Source organism: Cupriavidus basilensis (assembly GCF_029335485.1).
Lineage (GTDB): Bacteria > Pseudomonadota > Gammaproteobacteria > Burkholderiales > Burkholderiaceae > Cupriavidus > Cupriavidus basilensis_E.
In genome coordinates this window covers 1-17,078 of the sequence record NZ_JARJLM010000417.1, presented here as the reverse complement: position 1 = coordinate 17,078, position 17,078 = coordinate 1, and the positions used below count along the sequence as shown (strand labels likewise).

General features: G+C 64.7%; 14 protein-coding genes and 2 tRNA genes. 11 read left to right on the top strand and 5 right to left on the bottom strand.

Features of this window, described 5'->3' with window-relative positions; genetic code table 11:
* Positions 1 to 56 precede the first annotated feature (56 nt).
* Positions 57 to 674 carry a sigma-70 family RNA polymerase sigma factor gene (locus P3W85_RS24975; protein ID WP_346430288.1) on the bottom strand — a complete coding sequence of 206 codons (618 nt, stop codon included), beginning with the start codon at positions 672 to 674 and terminating at the stop codon, positions 57 to 59.
* A 398-nt stretch (positions 675 to 1,072) separates the two neighbouring features.
* Positions 1,073 to 1,564, bottom strand: coding sequence for a hypothetical protein (locus P3W85_RS24970; protein WP_276266732.1), 492 nt, complete (start codon positions 1,562 to 1,564; stop codon positions 1,073 to 1,075).
* Positions 1,565 to 1,947: 383 nt separating this feature from the next.
* Between P3W85_RS24970 and P3W85_RS24965 the strand changes: the two genes are divergently transcribed.
* Positions 1,948 to 2,199, top strand: coding sequence for a DUF1488 domain-containing protein (locus P3W85_RS24965; RefSeq protein WP_017225653.1), 252 nt, complete (start codon positions 1,948 to 1,950; stop codon positions 2,197 to 2,199).
* A 52-nt stretch (positions 2,200 to 2,251) separates the two neighbouring features.
* Here P3W85_RS24965 and P3W85_RS24960 read toward each other — a convergent pair whose 3' ends face one another.
* Complete coding sequence (locus P3W85_RS24960) at positions 2,252 to 2,908, bottom strand: SOS response-associated peptidase (protein ID WP_276266731.1); 657 nt, start codon at positions 2,906 to 2,908, stop codon at positions 2,252 to 2,254.
* A gap of 160 nt (positions 2,909 to 3,068) precedes the next feature.
* Between P3W85_RS24960 and P3W85_RS24955 the strand changes: the two genes are divergently transcribed.
* Positions 3,069 to 3,617 carry an AAA family ATPase gene (locus tag P3W85_RS24955; RefSeq protein ID WP_017225651.1) on the top strand — a complete coding sequence of 183 codons (549 nt, stop codon included), beginning with the start codon at positions 3,069 to 3,071 and terminating at the stop codon, positions 3,615 to 3,617.
* 40 nt (positions 3,618 to 3,657) lie between these two features.
* Here P3W85_RS24955 and P3W85_RS24950 read toward each other — a convergent pair whose 3' ends face one another.
* Positions 3,658 to 4,515, bottom strand: coding sequence for a 23S rRNA (adenine(2030)-N(6))-methyltransferase RlmJ (locus tag P3W85_RS24950; protein ID WP_017225650.1), 858 nt, complete (start codon positions 4,513 to 4,515; stop codon positions 3,658 to 3,660).
* A 201-nt stretch (positions 4,516 to 4,716) separates the two neighbouring features.
* On the opposite strand from P3W85_RS24950, the gene mnmC reads away from it, so the two are divergent.
* From mnmC to P3W85_RS24910, 8 genes are all read left to right on the top strand, one after another.
* On the top strand, positions 4,717 to 6,741 hold the full coding sequence (gene mnmC / locus P3W85_RS24945; RefSeq protein ID WP_276266730.1) for a bifunctional tRNA (5-methylaminomethyl-2-thiouridine)(34)-methyltransferase MnmD/FAD-dependent 5-carboxymethylaminomethyl-2-thiouridine(34) oxidoreductase MnmC: 2,025 nt from the start codon (positions 4,717 to 4,719) through the stop codon (positions 6,739 to 6,741).
* 228 nt (positions 6,742 to 6,969) lie between these two features.
* Positions 6,970 to 8,331, top strand: a complete 1,362-nt coding sequence (gene tig, locus P3W85_RS24940; RefSeq protein ID WP_017224973.1) for a trigger factor — start codon at positions 6,970 to 6,972, stop codon at positions 8,329 to 8,331.
* A gap of 74 nt (positions 8,332 to 8,405) precedes the next feature.
* Complete coding sequence (clpP, locus tag P3W85_RS24935; protein ID WP_017224974.1) at positions 8,406 to 9,056, top strand: ATP-dependent Clp endopeptidase proteolytic subunit ClpP; 651 nt, start codon at positions 8,406 to 8,408, stop codon at positions 9,054 to 9,056.
* A gap of 247 nt (positions 9,057 to 9,303) precedes the next feature.
* The gene (gene clpX / locus P3W85_RS24930; protein WP_017224975.1) at positions 9,304 to 10,578 is read left to right on the top strand and encodes an ATP-dependent Clp protease ATP-binding subunit ClpX; all 1,275 of its coding nucleotides are present in this window, start codon (positions 9,304 to 9,306) and stop codon (positions 10,576 to 10,578) included.
* A 247-nt stretch (positions 10,579 to 10,825) separates the two neighbouring features.
* Entirely contained in the window at positions 10,826 to 13,237 is a 2,412-nt protein-coding gene (lon, locus tag P3W85_RS24925; protein ID WP_035807336.1) for an endopeptidase La, read from the top strand.
* A 280-nt stretch (positions 13,238 to 13,517) separates the two neighbouring features.
* A tRNA-Val gene (locus tag P3W85_RS24920) sits at positions 13,518 to 13,593 on the top strand.
* 53 nt (positions 13,594 to 13,646) lie between these two features.
* Positions 13,647 to 13,723, top strand: a tRNA-Asp gene (locus P3W85_RS24915).
* Between the two features lie 234 nt (positions 13,724 to 13,957).
* Positions 13,958 to 15,904, top strand: a complete 1,947-nt coding sequence (locus tag P3W85_RS24910) for a SurA N-terminal domain-containing protein (RefSeq protein ID WP_276266729.1) — start codon at positions 13,958 to 13,960, stop codon at positions 15,902 to 15,904.
* Positions 15,905 to 16,032: 128 nt separating this feature from the next.
* On the opposite strand, the gene P3W85_RS24905 is transcribed toward P3W85_RS24910, so the two are convergent.
* Positions 16,033 to 16,716, bottom strand: coding sequence for a GDSL-type esterase/lipase family protein (locus P3W85_RS24905; RefSeq protein WP_017224978.1), 684 nt, complete (start codon positions 16,714 to 16,716; stop codon positions 16,033 to 16,035).
* Here P3W85_RS24905 and P3W85_RS24900 point away from each other — a divergent pair.
* Positions 16,715 to 17,078, top strand: a 364-nt coding sequence (locus tag P3W85_RS24900; protein WP_276266728.1) for an ATP-binding cassette domain-containing protein, incomplete at its 3' end; no start/stop codon positions are given. The genes P3W85_RS24905 and P3W85_RS24900 overlap by 2 nt on opposite strands.

Below are 17,078 nucleotides of genomic sequence, written 5' to 3'. Positions count from 1 at the left end.
GCGCGGCGGGCAGCGAGAGGAGAAAGGAGCCTGAATCAAGGCGCGGTACCCGGTACTCAATGCGGTGCTTGCGACCCGAGCCGTTCGCGCAGATGGCGCATCGTTCGGATCATGTATTTTTCGACCATATTCTTCGAAACCCGGAGGCGCTCGGCGATCTCTTGCTGGGAGAGCCCTTCGAGGCGCTGCCAGACAAATACCTGGCGGCATTTGAGCGGCAGCTCGGCCAGCGCCTGCTCCAGCGCGGCGGCCAGCTGGACGGCGTGGAGCGCGGCCTCGGGATCGCCCGAGCTTGCGTGATGCGCGGCAATGCTGTCAAGCGGGACCGCTTCCCGTCCACCTTCGCGCCGGAAGGCGTCGATAGCAAGGTGGCGGGCGGTCTGGTGCAGGTAGGCGCGTGGATGGTCGGGTGGGCCCGCCTTGTTTTCCAGGACCCTGAGCAGCGCGTCCTGGGTCAGGTCCTCTGCCTCGTGGCGGTTGCTCAGCTTGCGGGTCCAGGTGCCGACCAGTTCTTCGTAGTAGGCGAACAGTCCGAACACGCGCGAGGACGGGGGCGACATGGCGAGCGCGCGACGGGCGTCAGGCCCACCCGCGGTGGCCGCAGCCTGCCGACGGCGAATAGGCCAGCAGCGCAACAGTAGTGCGGCATCCCGCCATGCATGCCGCGCGCGCATGGTTGGCCTCGTTGTTCCGAAAGACCGGGTTGGACAAAGAAATCCTCGGGGAGAGCATAGGGGATTGCGAAAGAAATGCGACGCATTATCATTTGAATGCTGAATGCACGTCAATGGCTACATTGACGATCGCAGCGTGCATCCGACACCGGCATGTGGCTGCAGGCGTGGGCGAAGTGGGGGGGGGCCAAAAAAAGCCCGCGAACTCTGCGGGCCTTTAAAGGCGCAGCCGGTGTAAGCGGATCCGGCTGGCTCTCGATTGTCGCAACGCCGCTGCGATTCTCTTTCCCCTCCGGGGGGGGCGGAGGCCGGACGGGTTGCACCGAAAGACGGTGAGGCCAGCGCAATCCGCGGTCGGCTGCGGGCGCTGGCGAAGGCCCGCGAGTTTGCCTGCTGGTTCAGCGCAGCAGGAACGCGATATCGTCCACGCTGATCCGGCTTGCGGCCACGCCCCGGCGTTGCTGGAACAGGATGTGCTGGAGCACCTGGTGGCGTTGCCGGGCAAAGACGGCCGCGTCGATGGGCGTGCCGGTGCGCGCATAATGCTCGACCAGCAGCTTGTATGCGCGATGCCGCATCTGCAGCGCTTCCTTTTCCCCCTTGAGCCGCAGGGCGTCGTCCGGCGCGGCGGCTTCGGCGGCGCGCTGCGCTTGCACCGCGCGGGCGTGCAGGTCGCGGTAGCGGTCGAGCTCGTTTTGCGTGGCGCGCAGGCGCTCGCGCAGCGCGCGTATCTTGCGCTGCAGCTTCAGCGTCATGCCCACGCCATGCTCGATCAGCGTGACAGTTTCCAGCGCATGGCTGGCGGCGGCGATCGTGTTCTTCCAGATGCCCCGGTCGTTCGCCTCGCTATCCGGCGTCCACCCGCGGGTGGCTCCGCTCAAGCTTTTCATATGATCCCTTGACCCTTGCAATTGATTTCCGGTGGCCGGCTTGATGGCAAGCGGCCTGCCCGTGCGCACGGTGGCCGCACCGCTGGCGGATCTTGCCGTGTCGGTTTCGGGAATCCTACGGTCTGGCGCTGCGCAGGCCAAGTAGAAGATGCTTAGATCAGGTCTTCTCACTGCCTATATGTTGCGCAAGGTCAGGAATAGCGATGCCTGGCTGCGTTGCAGGATGCCGTGCTTGGGATTGGCGCGATCAAGGCAGGTGCCGGATCGCCGTAAAGCGACTTTTTCCAGACTTTCTTGCGGATTCGCTGCTCAAAATGAGCTAAATACCCTGCCCGGACGAGCTATTCCGTCCAAATGCCGGAGAATCGGACTAGGATGCATGCATGGCACTCAATTTTCCCAATCCCAGCCGGAGTTACGACCCATCCAGGCATTGCGTGTGCTTTTGGGGCTATGACGACTCGCGCGAGGTCTCTTTCGAGGTCGGCGACGCGGTGCTCTCCAACCTCAGCCCCGAAATGCGTCCGGAGGAGCCCGCCGTGCTGGAGGCCTTCGATCGCCACCGCGATCAGATCCTGGAACTCGCGCGGGATGCTTACTCCCGCAGCAAGCAGAACAGGTACACGATTTCCTGAGTGGCTTTGCGCCTGGCCGCGTTCGTGTTCGTGTATGCGGGGCGGGCGCTTGTCACGTTTGCGCTGCCGCTCGAGGCGGCAGGGGCGCCGGTTCCGCCGCCATCCTGTCCGCTGCGTAGGGGCGCAGGAAGCTGCGCGCCAGCTCCATATCCCTGCATGTCAGCCAATCGTCCCACTCCGTGGGCGGTATGATCACGATCATCCGCTTTTCCTTTCCCGGCGCGTGGAAGCGGCTCATCAGCGGGTGGTGGCCCGAGTTGATGGTCAGCATGGTGAAGCTGAAGACGTCTTGCCCGCCGTCGCCGGGCCAGTCGCGCCAGAGGCCGGCGATTGCCATCGGCTCGTCATGTTTGAGCCATACGCGCCAGCGTACCGCCTTGCCGGTGGCGTAGTCAGGTTCATAGAAGCACGTTGCCGGCACCAGGCATAGCTGCCCCTTCTTCCACGCGGCGGAAAACGCCCGTTTCTCGCCGACCGATTCCGAGCGTGCGTTCGTCGTGTCGAATCTCGCCGCACCGGGCGGAATGCGTTTTCTCGGGACCATGCCGAAGGTGCCGAGCAGGCATTCGCGCCGGCCATCGCGGCTGGTCACGATCAGCGGGGCCGCATAGTCTGGCCAGGTTTCGGGCGGCCACGCCTGCGCCAGGCAGGTGACGCCGAAGACATCGCGGAGCAGCCCGGCCTGGGCTGGCGCATAGTTGACGCACATGGCCTGCCTCCCCACGGTGCCGCGCGCAGATGCGAGTTTCCAGTATGGTGGATTTCCGGCAGGGAGGTGGGGGCCTCTCTGGCTCAAACTGCATTGTCCGTCGCGATGCCTCTGTGGCCACAGCCGCGTCACCCCGTTCGACTTTTTCCACTCAGTGTTCATGACCATCGTCACTACCCGTTTCTTCATCCTCACCGGCGGTCCCGGCGCCGGCAAGAGCACCCTGATCGGCGAGCTTGCGCGCAGGGGGTTCGCCACCTCGGCCGAGGTGGGCCGCGAAATCATCCGGGAGCAGTCGTCGGTGGACGGCCGTGGCCTGCCGTGGGTGGATCCCAGCCTGTTCGCGGAGTTGATGCTGTCGCGCGAGATGCGCAATCACCGGGCGCATGCCGGCGGCACCGCGCCGGTGTTCTTCGATCGCGGCGTACCGGATGTGGCCGGCTACCTGAGCCTGTCGGGTCTGCCGGTGCCGCCGCACATGGAGGCTGCCGCGCGGCAATACCGATATCACCGCCGCGTCTTTGTCCTGCCGCCGTGGGAAGACATCTACGCCCGGGATGCCGAGCGCAGGCAGTCCTTGGAAGAGGCGGAGCGCACCTTCGATGCCATGGTGCGCACGTATGCCGGATATGGCTATGAACTGGTCGAGGTGCCGCGCCTGCCTGTCGGGCAGCGGGCAGACTTCGTCGAGTCGCTCATCGGCGGCTGAGCGGTCCAGGCAAGCCAGGCATTGCCTGCCGGCGCCGGAATCAGCTCTCGTGGGCTTCCAGCGTGAAGCCGGCGCCGTCGTCCTGGCGCAGCAACCCCACCAGGGCGGGCATGGCGGCCTCCAGGGTTTCCTTCAGCCGCCACGGCGGGTTGACGATAAACATGCCGCTGCCATGCAGGCCCAGTCCTCCCGCCACCGGCTGCTTGACGCGCAGGCTGACATGCAGCCAGCTCTTGAGCGGCAGTTTCTTCAGTTGCACCGGCAATTGCACCGATTCGCGGCGCTGCACCTCGGGATACCAGATGGCGTACATGCCGGTGGCAAAGCGCTGCAAGCCGTCCTGCAGGGTCCGCAGCACGCGGGCGTAGTCCTGCTTGTCCTCATAGGAGGGGTCGATCAGCACCAGCGCGCGGCGCGGCGGCGGCGGCAGGATGGCGTTGATCCCGGTAAAGCCGTCGCCGTCGTACAGCATCACGCGGCGGCCGGCGCCGCGGAAATTCTCGCGAAGGACCTGGATTTCCGTGCTGTGCAGCTCGAACAGGCGCAGGCGGTCGGCCTCGCGCAGCATCTGCCAGGCGAGCCACGGCGAGCCGGGGTAATGGCGCAGGTTGCCGTCGGGATTGAGGGTGCGCACCTGCTCGAGGTAATCTTCGAGCAGGGTGGGCATCGGGCGCTTGGCGGCAGCGGCCTGCCACAGCCGCGCAATGCCGGTCTCGAATTCGGCCTTCTTCTGCGCGTAGGCGTGGTCGAGCGCATAGAGGCCGGCGCCGGCGTGCGTGTCGATATACCAGAACGGCTTGTCTTTCTGGGTCAACTGCTCCAGCAACTGGACCACGATGGCGTGTTTGAGAACATCGGCGTGGTTGCCGGCGTGGAAGGCGTGACGATAGCTGAGCATGGCGAGGCGGTAAAAAGGGCGTGCGGATGCCGGCCGGGAAGGGCCGGCGGCACAGGGCGCTATGCTACCATCGCCGGGCTCTGGCGCCGCCTTGCGCCGGTTTTCAGCGTGTTGCGGGTGGCCTGCCCCAGCCCCGCAGTCTTGTTGTTCCGTCTCTTCCCGTCTATTCCCGTCTCTTTTCCGTCCGACGTTCTCCCCTTCATGTCCCGTGCACTAGATCTCGCCGAGCCCGTCTTTTCCGCCGCAGGACCGCCATATTCCGAGCGCTATGGCGACGTCTACCATAGCGACGAGGGAGGGCTGGAGCAGGCCCGCTACGTTTTCCTGGCGGGCAATGGCTTGCCGCAAGCCTGGGATGGGCGCGACCAGTTCGTGATCCTGGAGGCCGGCTTTGGCCTGGGGCTCAATTTCCTTGCTACCTGGCAAGCGTGGCGGGACGATCCGCAGCGTTGCCGGCGCTTGCATTTCGTGTCGGTGGAGAAGCATCCGTTCACCAGCGAGGGGCTTGCCGCCGTCCATGGCAGCCTGCCGGGGCTGGTGGAACTCGCGCCGCTGGCCGCGCAGCTGCGGCAGGCGTGGCCGCTGGCCCTGCCGGGGCTGCACCGGCTGGAGTTCGAGGGTGGGGCGGTGGTGCTGACGCTGGCCTTCGGCGATATCGATACGATGCTGCCAAGGCTGGTGATGGGCGTGGACGCGTTCTACCTCGACGGTTTCGCGCCCGACCGCAATCCGGAGATGTGGCAGCCGCCGCTGATGAAGCGCCTGGCCCGGCTGGCGCGCCCGGAGGCCACGCTGGCGAGCTACGCGGCGGCTGGCTTTTTCCGGCGGGGTTTGCAGGCGGCCGGCTTCGAGGCCAAGCGGGTGCAGGGTTATGGCAGCAAGTGGCATATGACGGTGGCGCGCTTCCCTGCCGCGCGCGGCAAGCGCCGGCACCCCCCGCCCGCTGCCGCTGCCTGGCCCGAGCGCCATGCCATCGTGATCGGTGCCGGACTGGCCGGCTGCGCGGTCGCGGAACGCCTGGCCGCGCGCGGCTGGCGGGTGACGCTGTTCGACGCGCACGAAGGCCCGGCGCAGCTGACATCGGCGCACCGGGCCGCCGCCATGCACCCGCATCTGTCTTCGGACGACAGCATCCTGTCGCGCCTGTCGCGTGCCGGCAACCTGCAGTCCCTGCGGAGCTGGGCGGCGTTGGCCGAGGCAGGGCACGCGCCCGGCTGGCAGGGTTGCGGCGTGCTGCAGACCGGCGCGGGCGCGGAGGACGCGCGCATCCAGCAGGCGGCAGTGGCCGCGCTGGGTTTTCCCGAGGCGTTCGCGCGCTGGATGGGGCCCGAGGAAGCGGCGCGCCGGCACGGCGCCGCAGTGCCCCATGGCGGCCTGTGGTTCGAGCAGGGCGGCTGGGCGCCGCCGCCGGATATTTGCCGCGCGCAGCTGGCGCGGGCGGGGGCGGCGGTGACGGCGCGCTATGGCTGCCGGGTGGCGCGGCTGGAGCGGGGCGCGGATGGCTGGCAGGCGCTGGACGAGGCTGGTGCCGTGATGGCCACGGCACCGGTGGCGGTGGTGGCCAACGCGCACGAAGCGCTGCGCCTGCTGCCGCTGCGCCATATGACGATAGACCGGGTGCGCGGGCAACTGACCACCCTGGAGCCCGAGCAGCTGCAAGGCCTGGGGACTTGGCCGGACTGCGTTGTCACGGGTACCGGTTACCTGCTGCCGCGTGCCGCGGACGGCAGTGCGCGGGTCGGTTCCAGCTACGAGCCGGACGCGCCGGAGGCGGGCGGCGCCGGCGCGCGTCCGCAGGTGCATGCGGAGAATCTTGCCAGGCTGGCCGTGCTGTTGCCGGCGCTTGCCGGCGCCGCCGCCAGCCTCGATCCCGCGGCGCTGGGCGGCTATGTGGGCGTGCGCAGCGTGTCGCACAATCGCTTGCCGCTGATCGGCCGTATCGCCGACGAGGCGCAGGCCGCGCGGGATGCCGCCGCACTGCGGGGCGCGCGCCTTAGGGATGTCCCTCGTCTGCCAGGACTCTATGCGGCACTTGCATATGGCTCGCGCGGCCTCACATGGGCGGCATTGGGGGCGGAATTGCTGGCCAGCCAGATCGAAGGGGAGCCATTGCCGCTCGAACTCGAGCTGGTCGAGGCCCTTGATCCCGCGCGGCTGCTGGTGCGCGCCTTGCGGCAAGGGCAGGTGACGGGGGATGGCTTGCCATCCGAGGCGGTTCCCGGCTAAAAACTGCCGGAACCGAATGAAAACCGTGCGATAATCCCCGTTTTCCGTTTGCGCGGGGCTTGCGCCCGGATGCTCCGGGACCGCCGGTTTTGCCTGCGTGCCCGCTGTTTTCGATAAGGCCCGCGTGCCGGGCCTCGGCATTTGCCGTCGCTTTGCCTGTGTCGTGTCGGGCACGCGAGCGGGGTGCGCTTACGAACACAACAACATTTCTGGATTGGATTAACGACCATGTCGAATGTCATTGAAAACCTTGGCAAACTGGACCGCAAGGTGACCCTGGCCATTCCCAAGGCCGAAGTCGAAAAGGAAAAGCAGGAACGTCTGGTTCGCCTGTCGAAGACGGTGAAGATGTCCGGTTTCCGTCCCGGCAAGGTACCGATGAAGATGGTCGAGAAGCAGTACGGCCAGCAGGTCGAGTTCGAAGTGCGCTTCGACAAGGCCGCCCGCAAGTTCTTCGACATCACCAAGGAACAGGACGTCAAGGTGGCGGGCCAGCCCAAGTTCGAGGTCAAGACCGACGGCGTGGGCGAAGACGAAGTGGCCTTCGACGCCACCTTCGAGGTGTACCCGGAAGTCAAGCTCGGTGACCTGAGCGACGCCGAAGTGACCCGCACCAAGACCGAAATCAGCGAAGCCGAAGTCGACAAGACCATCGACATCCTGCGCAAGCAGCGCGTGCATTACCACACCCGCGGCGAAGCCGGCGAACACGGCGACGGCGGCGGTGAAGTGGCAGCCCAGAATGGCGACCGCGTCACGCTGGACTTCGTCGGCAAGATCGACGGCGTGGAATTCCCCGGCGGCAAGGCTGACGACTTCGCCTTCGTGCTGGGCGAAGGCCGCATGCTGCCCGAATTCGAGCAGGCTGCCCTGGGCCTGAAGGTTGGCGAAAGCAAGACCTTCCCGCTGGCATTCCCCGAGGACTACCACGGCAAGGAAGTGGCCGGCAAGACCGCCGAGTTCACCGTCACGCTGAAGAAGATCGAGTGGGCGCACCTGCCGGAAGTGAACGACGAGTTCGCCAAGTCGCTGGGTATCGCCGACGGCAGCGTCGAGAAGATGCGCGCCGACATCCGCGAAAACCTGGAGCGCGAAGTCAAGCGCCGCACGCACGCCATGCTGAAGGACCAGGTCATGGACGCGCTGCTCAAGGCCAGCGAACTGGAAGTGCCGAAGGCCCTGATCGAGCAGGACCAGGAGCGCCTGGTGGAAATGGCTCGCCGCGACCTGGAACAACGTGGCATGCCGAACGCCAAGGACATGCCGATTCCGGCCGAGATGTTCACCCAGCAGGCTGAACGCCGCGTCAAGCTGGGCCTGATCCTGGCCGAGATCGTCAAGGCCCACGGCCTGGACGCCAAGGCAGACCAGATCAAGGCCGAGATCGAGGACTTCGCGAAGAGCTACGAAGACCCGAAGGAAGTCATGCGCTGGTACTACGGCGACCAGCAGCGCCTGGCCGAAATGGAAGCCTACGTGCTGGAAAACAACGTGGTAAATTTCGTGTGCGACAAGGCCAAGGTCACCGACAAGACGGTGTCCTTCGAGGAACTGACCGCTGAAGGCAACAACCAGCCGCAGCAGGCCTGAGCCTGGCCCCGTGGCCGGGGCGCATGGCGCGCCGGCCGCAGCCTTGTCTCTTACCGAACCCCAGGAGAACTTGCATGACCCGCAATGATTTGCTTGACCGTCTGGCCACCACGCAGGCCTCCGCCCTGGAAACGCAGGGACTGGGGCTGGTGCCGATGGTGGTTGAGCAGTCCGGTCGGGGCGAGCGCGCCTATGACATCTATTCGCGCCTGTTGAAGGAGCGTTTGATTTTCATGGTCGGCGAAGTCAACGACCAGACCGCCAACCTGGTGGTGGCACAGCTGCTGTTCCTGGAAAGCGAAAATCCGGACAAGGACATCTCGCTCTACATCAACTCGCCGGGTGGCTCGGTGTCGGCTGGCCTCGCCATCTACGACACCATGCAGTTCGTCAAGCCGGACGTGGCCACGCTGTGCATGGGCATGGCTGCCAGCATGGGTGCATTCCTGCTGTCTGCTGGCGCCAAGGGCAAGCGTTCGGCGCTGCCCAACTCGCGCATCATGATCCACCAGCCGCTGGGCGGCGCGCGCGGCCAGGCCTCGGACATCGAGATCCAGGCCCGCGAGATCCTGTACCTGCGCGAGCGGCTCAACACGATCCTGTCGGAAGTCACCGGCCAGCCGGTCGAGAAGATTGCCCGCGATACCGATCGCGACAACTTCATGAGCGGCGAGCAGGCGGTGGACTACGGCCTGATCGACAAGGTCCTCGCACGCCGAAGCTGACAGGCTGGCCCGGTCGCCGGAACGGCAGGCCGGGCAGGTGCAGGTCCAGGATCCCTCGGGCGTCGTGGACCTGCCCGGAACGAAGAAGGCTACACAGAAACGAGGCCTTGAGCCTCGTTTTTGCTTTTGCCCCACAGCGTGGGGGTCCTACCCGCCGCGCCAAATTTTTGGCGTATGATGCGTTTGAAGCGTATCCCCGCAGCGCCCCGGCACTGCGGCACGCACACTGCTAATGTGACTGATTCCTATGGCGGATAAAAAAGGTTCATCCAGCGAGAAGCTCCTTTACTGCTCGTTCTGCGGCAAAAGCCAGCACGAGGTAAAGAAGCTCATCGCCGGCCCGTCGGTGTTCATTTGCGACGAATGCATCGACCTGTGCAACGAGATCATCCGCGACGAGGCAGCCGCATCCGACAAGGATACCGGCGCCACGGCCAAGTCCGATCTCCCGACCCCTCATGAGATCCGCGAAAGCCTGGATCAGTATGTGATCGGGCAAGAGCAGGCCAAGAAGATCCTGGCCGTAGCGGTGTACAACCACTACAAGCGCCTGAAGCACCTCGGCAAGAAGGACGACGTCGAGTTGTCCAAGAGCAACATCCTGCTGATCGGGCCCACCGGCTCGGGCAAGACGCTGCTGGCGCAGACGCTGGCCCGCCTGCTGAACGTGCCGTTCGTGATCGCCGATGCCACCACGCTGACCGAAGCCGGCTATGTCGGCGAGGACGTGGAAAACATCATCCAGAAGTTGCTGCAGAACTGCAACTACGAGGTGGAAAAGGCGCAGCGCGGCATTGTCTATATCGATGAGATCGACAAGATCTCGCGCAAGTCGGACAACCCCTCCATCACCCGCGACGTGTCGGGCGAAGGCGTGCAGCAGGCCCTGCTCAAGCTGGTCGAAGGCACGATGGCTTCGGTGCCACCGCAGGGCGGCCGCAAGCACCCGAACCAGGACTTCCTGCAGGTGGATACCACCAATATCCTGTTCATCTGCGGCGGCGCGTTCGACGGCCTGGAAAAGGTCATCATGCAGCGTTCGGACAAGACCGGCATCGGTTTTGCCGCGCAGGTGCAGAGCAAGGAAGAGCGCGAGGCCAGCGAAGTGCTGCCCCAGGTCGAGCCGGAAGACCTGATCAAGTTCGGCCTGATCCCGGAACTGATCGGCCGCCTGCCGGTGGTCGCCACGCTGGCCAAGCTGGACGAGGCCGCGCTGATGCAGATCCTGGTCGAGCCGAAGAACGCGCTGATCAAGCAGTACCAGAAGCTGCTGGCCATGGAAGGCGTGGAGCTGGAAATCCGCCCGGCGGCATTGTCGGCCATCGCCCGCAAGGCGATCCGCCGCAAGACCGGTGCGCGTGGCCTGCGTTCGATACTCGAACAATCGCTGATGGATGTGATGTACGACTTGCCCAACTACAAGGGCGTGCAAAAGGTGGTGATCGACGAGAACACCATTACCGGGGATGCTCCGCCATTGCTGATGTACGAGGAACAGCCGAAAGTGGCTGGTTCGAACTGACGCGAACGCCGGCGCTTATGACGATTTCAGGCCGGCAGCGAGTCCGAAAGGCCGTTCGCGAAAAGCGAGCGGCTTTTTTTCTTCATTTTCGTAAAACGAAGGGGAGGAAACGGGGGTATGCTGTTTGGACGGGTCTTGCAAGTGCAGGGAGCAGCATTTGCACCAGGTATGGAATCGCTGGCAAAGCCTATCTTGCAATCGATTCATGCGGCCCAATTTACGCCTAAATGACTGACTGGGGAAAATGATGTCCGGAACACAACTCCTCCCGGCTGAGCCGATTCGCCTCCCACTGTTGCCCCTGCGCGACGTGGTGGTGTTTCCGCACATGGTGATCCCACTGTTCGTGGGACGTCCGAAGTCCATCAAGGCGCTAGAAACTGCGATGGAGTCGGGCAAAAGCATCATGCTTGTAGCCCAGAAAACGGCGGCCAAGGATGAACCGACCGCCGACGACCTCTACGAGGTAGGCTGCATCGCCAACATCCTGCAAATGCTCAAGCTGCCCGACGGCACCGTCAAGGTGCTGGTGGAAGGCACGCAGCGCGCGAATATCCGCGAAGTGAGCGAAGACGAATCGCACTTCATGTGCGAAGCCGTGCCGGTGCCGCCGGGCCCGGTCGAGACCGCCGAGACGGAGGCGCTGCGCCGCGCCATCGTGTCGCAGTTCGACCAGTACGTGAAGCTGAACAAGAAGATCCCGCCCGAGATCCTGACCTCGCTGTCGGGTATCGACGAGCCTGGCCGCCTGGCCGACACCATCGCCGCGCATCTGCCGATCAAGCTCGAGCAGAAGCAGAAGATCCTGGAGATGGTGAATGTCACCGAACGCCTGGAGAGCCTGCTGTCGCAGCTCGAGGGCGAGATCGACATCCTGCAGGTGGAAAAGCGCATCCGTGGCCGCGTCAAGCGCCAGATGGAGAAGAGCCAGCGCGAGTACTACCTCAACGAGCAGGTCAAGGCCATCCAGAAGGAACTGGGCGAAGGCGAAGAGGGCGCCGACCTGGAAGAACTCGACAAGCGCATCAAGGCTGCGCGCATGCCGAAGGAAGCCAAGAAGAAGGCCGACGCCGAATTCAAGAAACTCAAGCTGATGTCGCCGATGTCGGCCGAAGCCACCGTCGTGCGCAACTACATCGACACGCTGGTCAACCTGCCGTGGCGCAAGAAGAGCAAGGTCAACAACGACCTCGCCAACGCCGAGCGCGTGCTGGACGAAGACCACTACGGCCTGGAGAAGGTCAAGGAACGCATTCTCGAGTACCTCGCAGTGCAACAGCGCGTGGACAAGGTGAAGGCGCCGATCCTGTGCCTGGTCGGCCCCCCCGGCGTGGGCAAGACCTCGCTTGGCCAGTCGGTGGCGCGCGCCACGAACCGCAAGTTCGTGCGCATGGCACTGGGTGGCGTGCGTGACGAAGCCGAGATCCGCGGCCACCGCCGCACGTATATCGGCTCGATGCCCGGCAAGATCCTGCAAAGCCTGGCCAAGGTCGGCGTGCGCAATCCGCTCTTCCTGCTCGACGAGATCGACAAGATGGGCATGGATTTCCGCGGCGATCCTTCGTCGGCGTTGCTCGAGGTGCTGGACCCGGAACAGAACCACACCTTCCAGGACCATTACATCGAGGTCGACTTCGACCTGTCCGACGTGATGTTCGTGGCGACCTCCAACTCGCTGAACATTCCGCCGCCGCTGCTGGACCGGATGGAAGTGATTCGCCTGTCGGGGTACACCGAGGAAGAGAAGGTCAATATCGCCCAGCGCTACCTGCTGCCCAAGCAGATCAAGAACAATGGTCTGAAGGCAGGCGAGATGGAAGTGAGCGAAGACGCCCTGCGCGACATCATTCGCTACTACACGCGTGAAGCGGGCGTTCGTTCGCTCGAGCGCGAAGTCTCGAAGATCGCCCGCAAGGTCGTCAAGCTGCTGCTGCTCAAGAAGGAAACGGGCACGGTCAAGGTGGCGTCGTCCAACCTGGACAAGTTCCTCGGCGTGCGCAAGTACGACTTCGGCCTGGCCGGCAAGGAAAATCAGGTAGGCCAGGTGACCGGTCTGGCGTGGACGGAAGTGGGCGGCGATCTGCTGACCATCGAAGCCGCGATCATGCCGGGCAAGGGCAACATCACCCGTACCGGTTCGCTGGGCGACGTGATGAAGGAATCGGTCGAGGCGGCGCGTTCGGTGGTGCGCTCGCGGGCACGTCGTCTGGGCATCACGGACGAGATGTTCGAGAAGCGCGACATCCACATCCACGTGCCCGAAGGCGCCACCCCCAAGGATGGTCCTTCGGCCGGCGGCGCCATGACCACGGCGCTGGTGTCGGTGCTCACGGGTATCCCGGTGCGCGCTGACGTGGCCATGACCGGTGAGATCACGCTGCGCGGCGAAGTCCTGCCGATCGGTGGCCTCAAGGAGAAACTGCTCGCGGCGCATCGCGGCGGTATCAAGCTGGTGCTGATCCCCGAAGAGAACGTGAAGGATCTCGCCGAGATTCCGGACAACGTCAAGAACGCCATCGAGATCATCCCGGTGCGCTGGATCGACAAGGTCCTGGAACTGGCGCTCGAGCGCAAGCCCGAGCCGTTGCCGGAAGAAGTGGCCAAGCCTGCCGACGTGGCGGACAAGGCCGCGGCCAAGGTCGAGATGATTCATCACTGACCTTGCCGTAGTCAGCTTGTGAGAAACGCCGCGGGTGCCCCCCGCGGCGTTTTTTTGTCGGGTGGCAGATGGTTCGCCGCGCATCGCGTGATGCGTGCGTAGTGGGCGTTTTTCGCGCGGCTAGCAGCGCGCTTTCGTGCCGTTGAAAATGACTGTCAAGAAAGCTTGGCAAAATGCCAACGGCTGTATTACACTTGCGGCCTCGCAACGCAAACAGCAGTAATTTCTCTGAAATGTGCGCGGCGATGCTTGCAGCATGCAGTGCGGCTGCGGTACGAGCGGGTGCTTAGCTCAGTTGGTAGAGCGGCGCCCTTACAAGGCGTAGGTCGGGGGTTCGAGCCCCTCAGCACCCACCATCGCTCCTGCCGCAAGACGATCCGCACAGTGCGCGTGTTGCTGCACAGATTCAGGAGTGGTAGTTCAGTTGGTTAGAATACCGGCCTGTCACGCCGGGGGTCGCGGGTTCGAGTCCCGTCCACTCCGCCAAACATGCAGTCAGCAAAACGGGCCCTTGTGGCCCGTTTTGCTTTTTGCGCTTCCTGCGGTTCTTTCCCCGATTCTGTCCTTGCTCCCCGGTCTGCCTGTCCCGGGTTACGCGCTGCGCAGGGGGCAGCCGGCTTCACGGGCGGCGCCCGAGGCGCCGCAAATGACGTGAAGCTTGCCGCTCCTGATAGAATCCCGGAGTTTGCCGTTCGGTACCAACCCTTTTCCTGAGTCAGCATGCTTGATTTCGTACGCAACAACCGGCGCTTGATGCTTTTGCTGCTGCTGGTGCTTGTCTTCCCGTCGTTCGTGTTCTTCGGCGTGGAGAGCTACTCGCGTTTCATGGACAGTTCGCACGACGCTGCCAAGGTGGATGGCCGTGCCATCACCACCCAGGAAGTCGACAATGTGGTGCGCGACCAGAGCGAGCGCATGCGCCAGATGCTGGGCACGAACTACGACCCGCGCCAGTTCGAAGGCGCGCAGGCGCGCCAGCAAGTGCTGGACCAGCTGATCCAGCAGCGCGTGGTGGCCAATGAAGTGGCCAACAAGCACCTGACCGTCTCCAACGAACGCCTGTTCGAGGCCATCAGCAGCATTCCCGCCATCGCCCAGTTGCCGAAGAAGAAGGACGGCACCATCGACGACAAGGCCTATATCGCCTTGCTGGCGCAGCAAGGCATGACGCCCGAGCAGTTCGACGCGCGCATGCGTTTCGATCTGGCCACCCAGCAGCTCGGCACCTCCATCGGCGCTACCGCGTTCATGCCGAAGTCGCTGCTCGACCGCCTGATCGCCATCCGCGACCAACAGCGCGAGGTGCAGGCGCTGCTGATCAAGCCGGCCGGGTTCGCCGCCAAGGTCAATCCCGACGAAGCCGCGCTCAAGGCTTACTACGAAAGCCACAAGGCCGACTTTTCGGTGCCCGAGCAGGCCAAGGTCGAGTACCTTGTTCTGTCGGCAGCTGCGCTGGCCGCGTCGACCACGGTCTCGCCCGAAGAACTCAAGTCCTACTACGACAGCAATATCGCGCGCTTCCGTACCGATGAGCAGCGCCGCGCCAGCCATATCCTGATCGCCTCGCCCAAGGACGCGCCGGCAGCGGACCGCAAGGCGGCCAAGGAAAAGGCCACCAGGCTGCTCGAGGATCTGCGCAAGCATCCCGAGACCTTCGCCGACGTGGCGCGCAAGCAGTCGCAGGACCCGGGCTCTGCGGAAAAGGGCGGCGACCTCGGCTTCATGGGCCGCGGCGCGCTGGTCAAGCCGTTCGAGGATGCCATGTACGCGCTGAAGGACGGCCAGATCAGCGACGTGGTGGAAACCGACTACGGCTATCACATCATCAAGCTCAGCGGCATCAAGCCGGCGGAAACCAAGCCGCTCGACCAGGTCCGTACCGACCTGGAAGCGGAACTGCGCCAGCAGCTCGCGGCCAAGAAGTACACCGAACTGGCCGACGCTTTCGGCAATACGGTCTATGAGCAGTCCGACAGCCTCAAGCCCGCGGCCGACAAGTTCAAGCTGACCATCCAGAGCGCCGACAGCGTGACGCGCCTGCCCAACCCGGCGCTGGGCCAAAGCCCGCTCAACAACGAGAAGCTGCTCAAGGCCCTGTTCAGCGACGATTCGGTCAAGAACAAGCGCAATACCGAGGCAGTGCAGGTGGCGCCCAATACGCTGGTGGCGGCGCGCATCGTCGACTACCGTCCGGCGGCCGTGCGCAAGTTCGAAGAGGTGCAGGCCAAGGTGCGTGAAGGCTATATCGCGCAGCAGGCCGCCGAGCTGGCGAAGAAGGAAGGCGCGGCGCGTCTCGAGGCGCTGAAGAAGAGCGGCGGCACCGATGGTTTTGGCGCGCCGGTGACGGTCTCGCGCGCCAAGGCGGATGGCCTGGCGCCGAAGGCGCTTGAAGCCGTGATGCGCGCCGATACGACGAAGCTGCCTTCGCTGGTTGGCGTGGATCTCGGCGCCGACGGTTATGCCATCTATCGCATCGGCAAGGTCAGCCAGCCGGCGCAGGCCGATGCCGCGCAACGTCAGGGCGAGGCGCAGCAACTGGCGCAGATGGCCGGCCAGAGCGAACTGGAAGCCTTCTACGAAAGCCTGAAGGACCGCGCCAAGGTGAAGGTGCTCAGGCCCGCGGTTGCGGCGGATGCCAGTGCTGCCAGCGGGGCTGCGGCACAGTAATACGATGAGGAGCAAGCGGGCAGGGAGCATGGAACAAGCTCCCGAGCCTTGCCACAAAGGAAAAAGGCGCCATGGGCGCCTTTTTCCTTTCTGCTGGCAACACGCCAGCGCACGGGACCCGAGCGCTCCTAGCGGCCCGCCGTCCGTGCGGCCGGCGCTTTCAGCAGAGGCTTGAGCTGGGGCCACACCGTGTCGAGCAATGTCGCCTGCGCTTGTGCGGTGGGATGCATGCGATCCGCCTGGAACCACTGCGGCTTGCCGACCACCTGCTCCAGCAGGAAGGGCACCAGCCGCGTCTTGTACTCGCCGGCCAGCTTGGGGTAGAGCGAGAAGAAACGCTCGGTGTAGTCCGGCCCGTAGTTGGGCGGGATGCGCATGCCAACCAGCAGCACGCTGGCCTTGGCCTGCTGGGCGCCGGTGACGATGCTGCGCAGATTGGCCTCGGTGGTTTGCAGCGCAAGGCCGCGCAAGGCGTCGTTGGCTCCCAGTTCCACCACGACCACCGCCGGGTGATGCCGTGCCAGCAGATCGGGCAGGCGGGTCTTGCCACCCACCGTGGTCTCGCCGCTGATGCTGGCATTCACGACGTTATAATCGAAGCGCTCCTCGCGCAGCCGTGCTTCCAGCAGCTTGACCCAGCCGGCATCGCGCGCAATGCCATACTCCGCCGACAGGCTGTCGCCCAGCACCAGGATGGCGGGCGTTGCCGCCCGCGCCATCGACGCCGTGGCCGGCACCATCGCGGGCAGCAGCGTGGTCACGCATACCGCCAGCGCCAGCTTTCGCCAACCGCACCAGAACTTCTTGCTCATGTCTTCATCCATTCTTGCAGTCGAGTCATTAGGAAAGACCGTAGCCGACACGACGGGTTCGCTGACGATTTTGCACGACGTCACGTTTTCCGTCACGCGTGGTGAAACGCTGGCCATCGTCGGCGCATCCGGCTCGGGCAAGTCGACGCTGCTTGGCTTGCTGGCCGGCCTGGACCTGCCCACCACGGGCACGGTGAGGCTCAACGGGCAAGACCTGTTCCAGCTCGATGAGGACCAGCGCGCGGCGCAGCGCGGGCGCCATGTGGGCTTCGTCTTCCAGTCGTTCCAGCTGGTCGGGCACCTCAGCGCGCTGGAAAACGTCATGCTGCCGCTCGAACTGCGCGGCGAAACCGCAGGCGTGC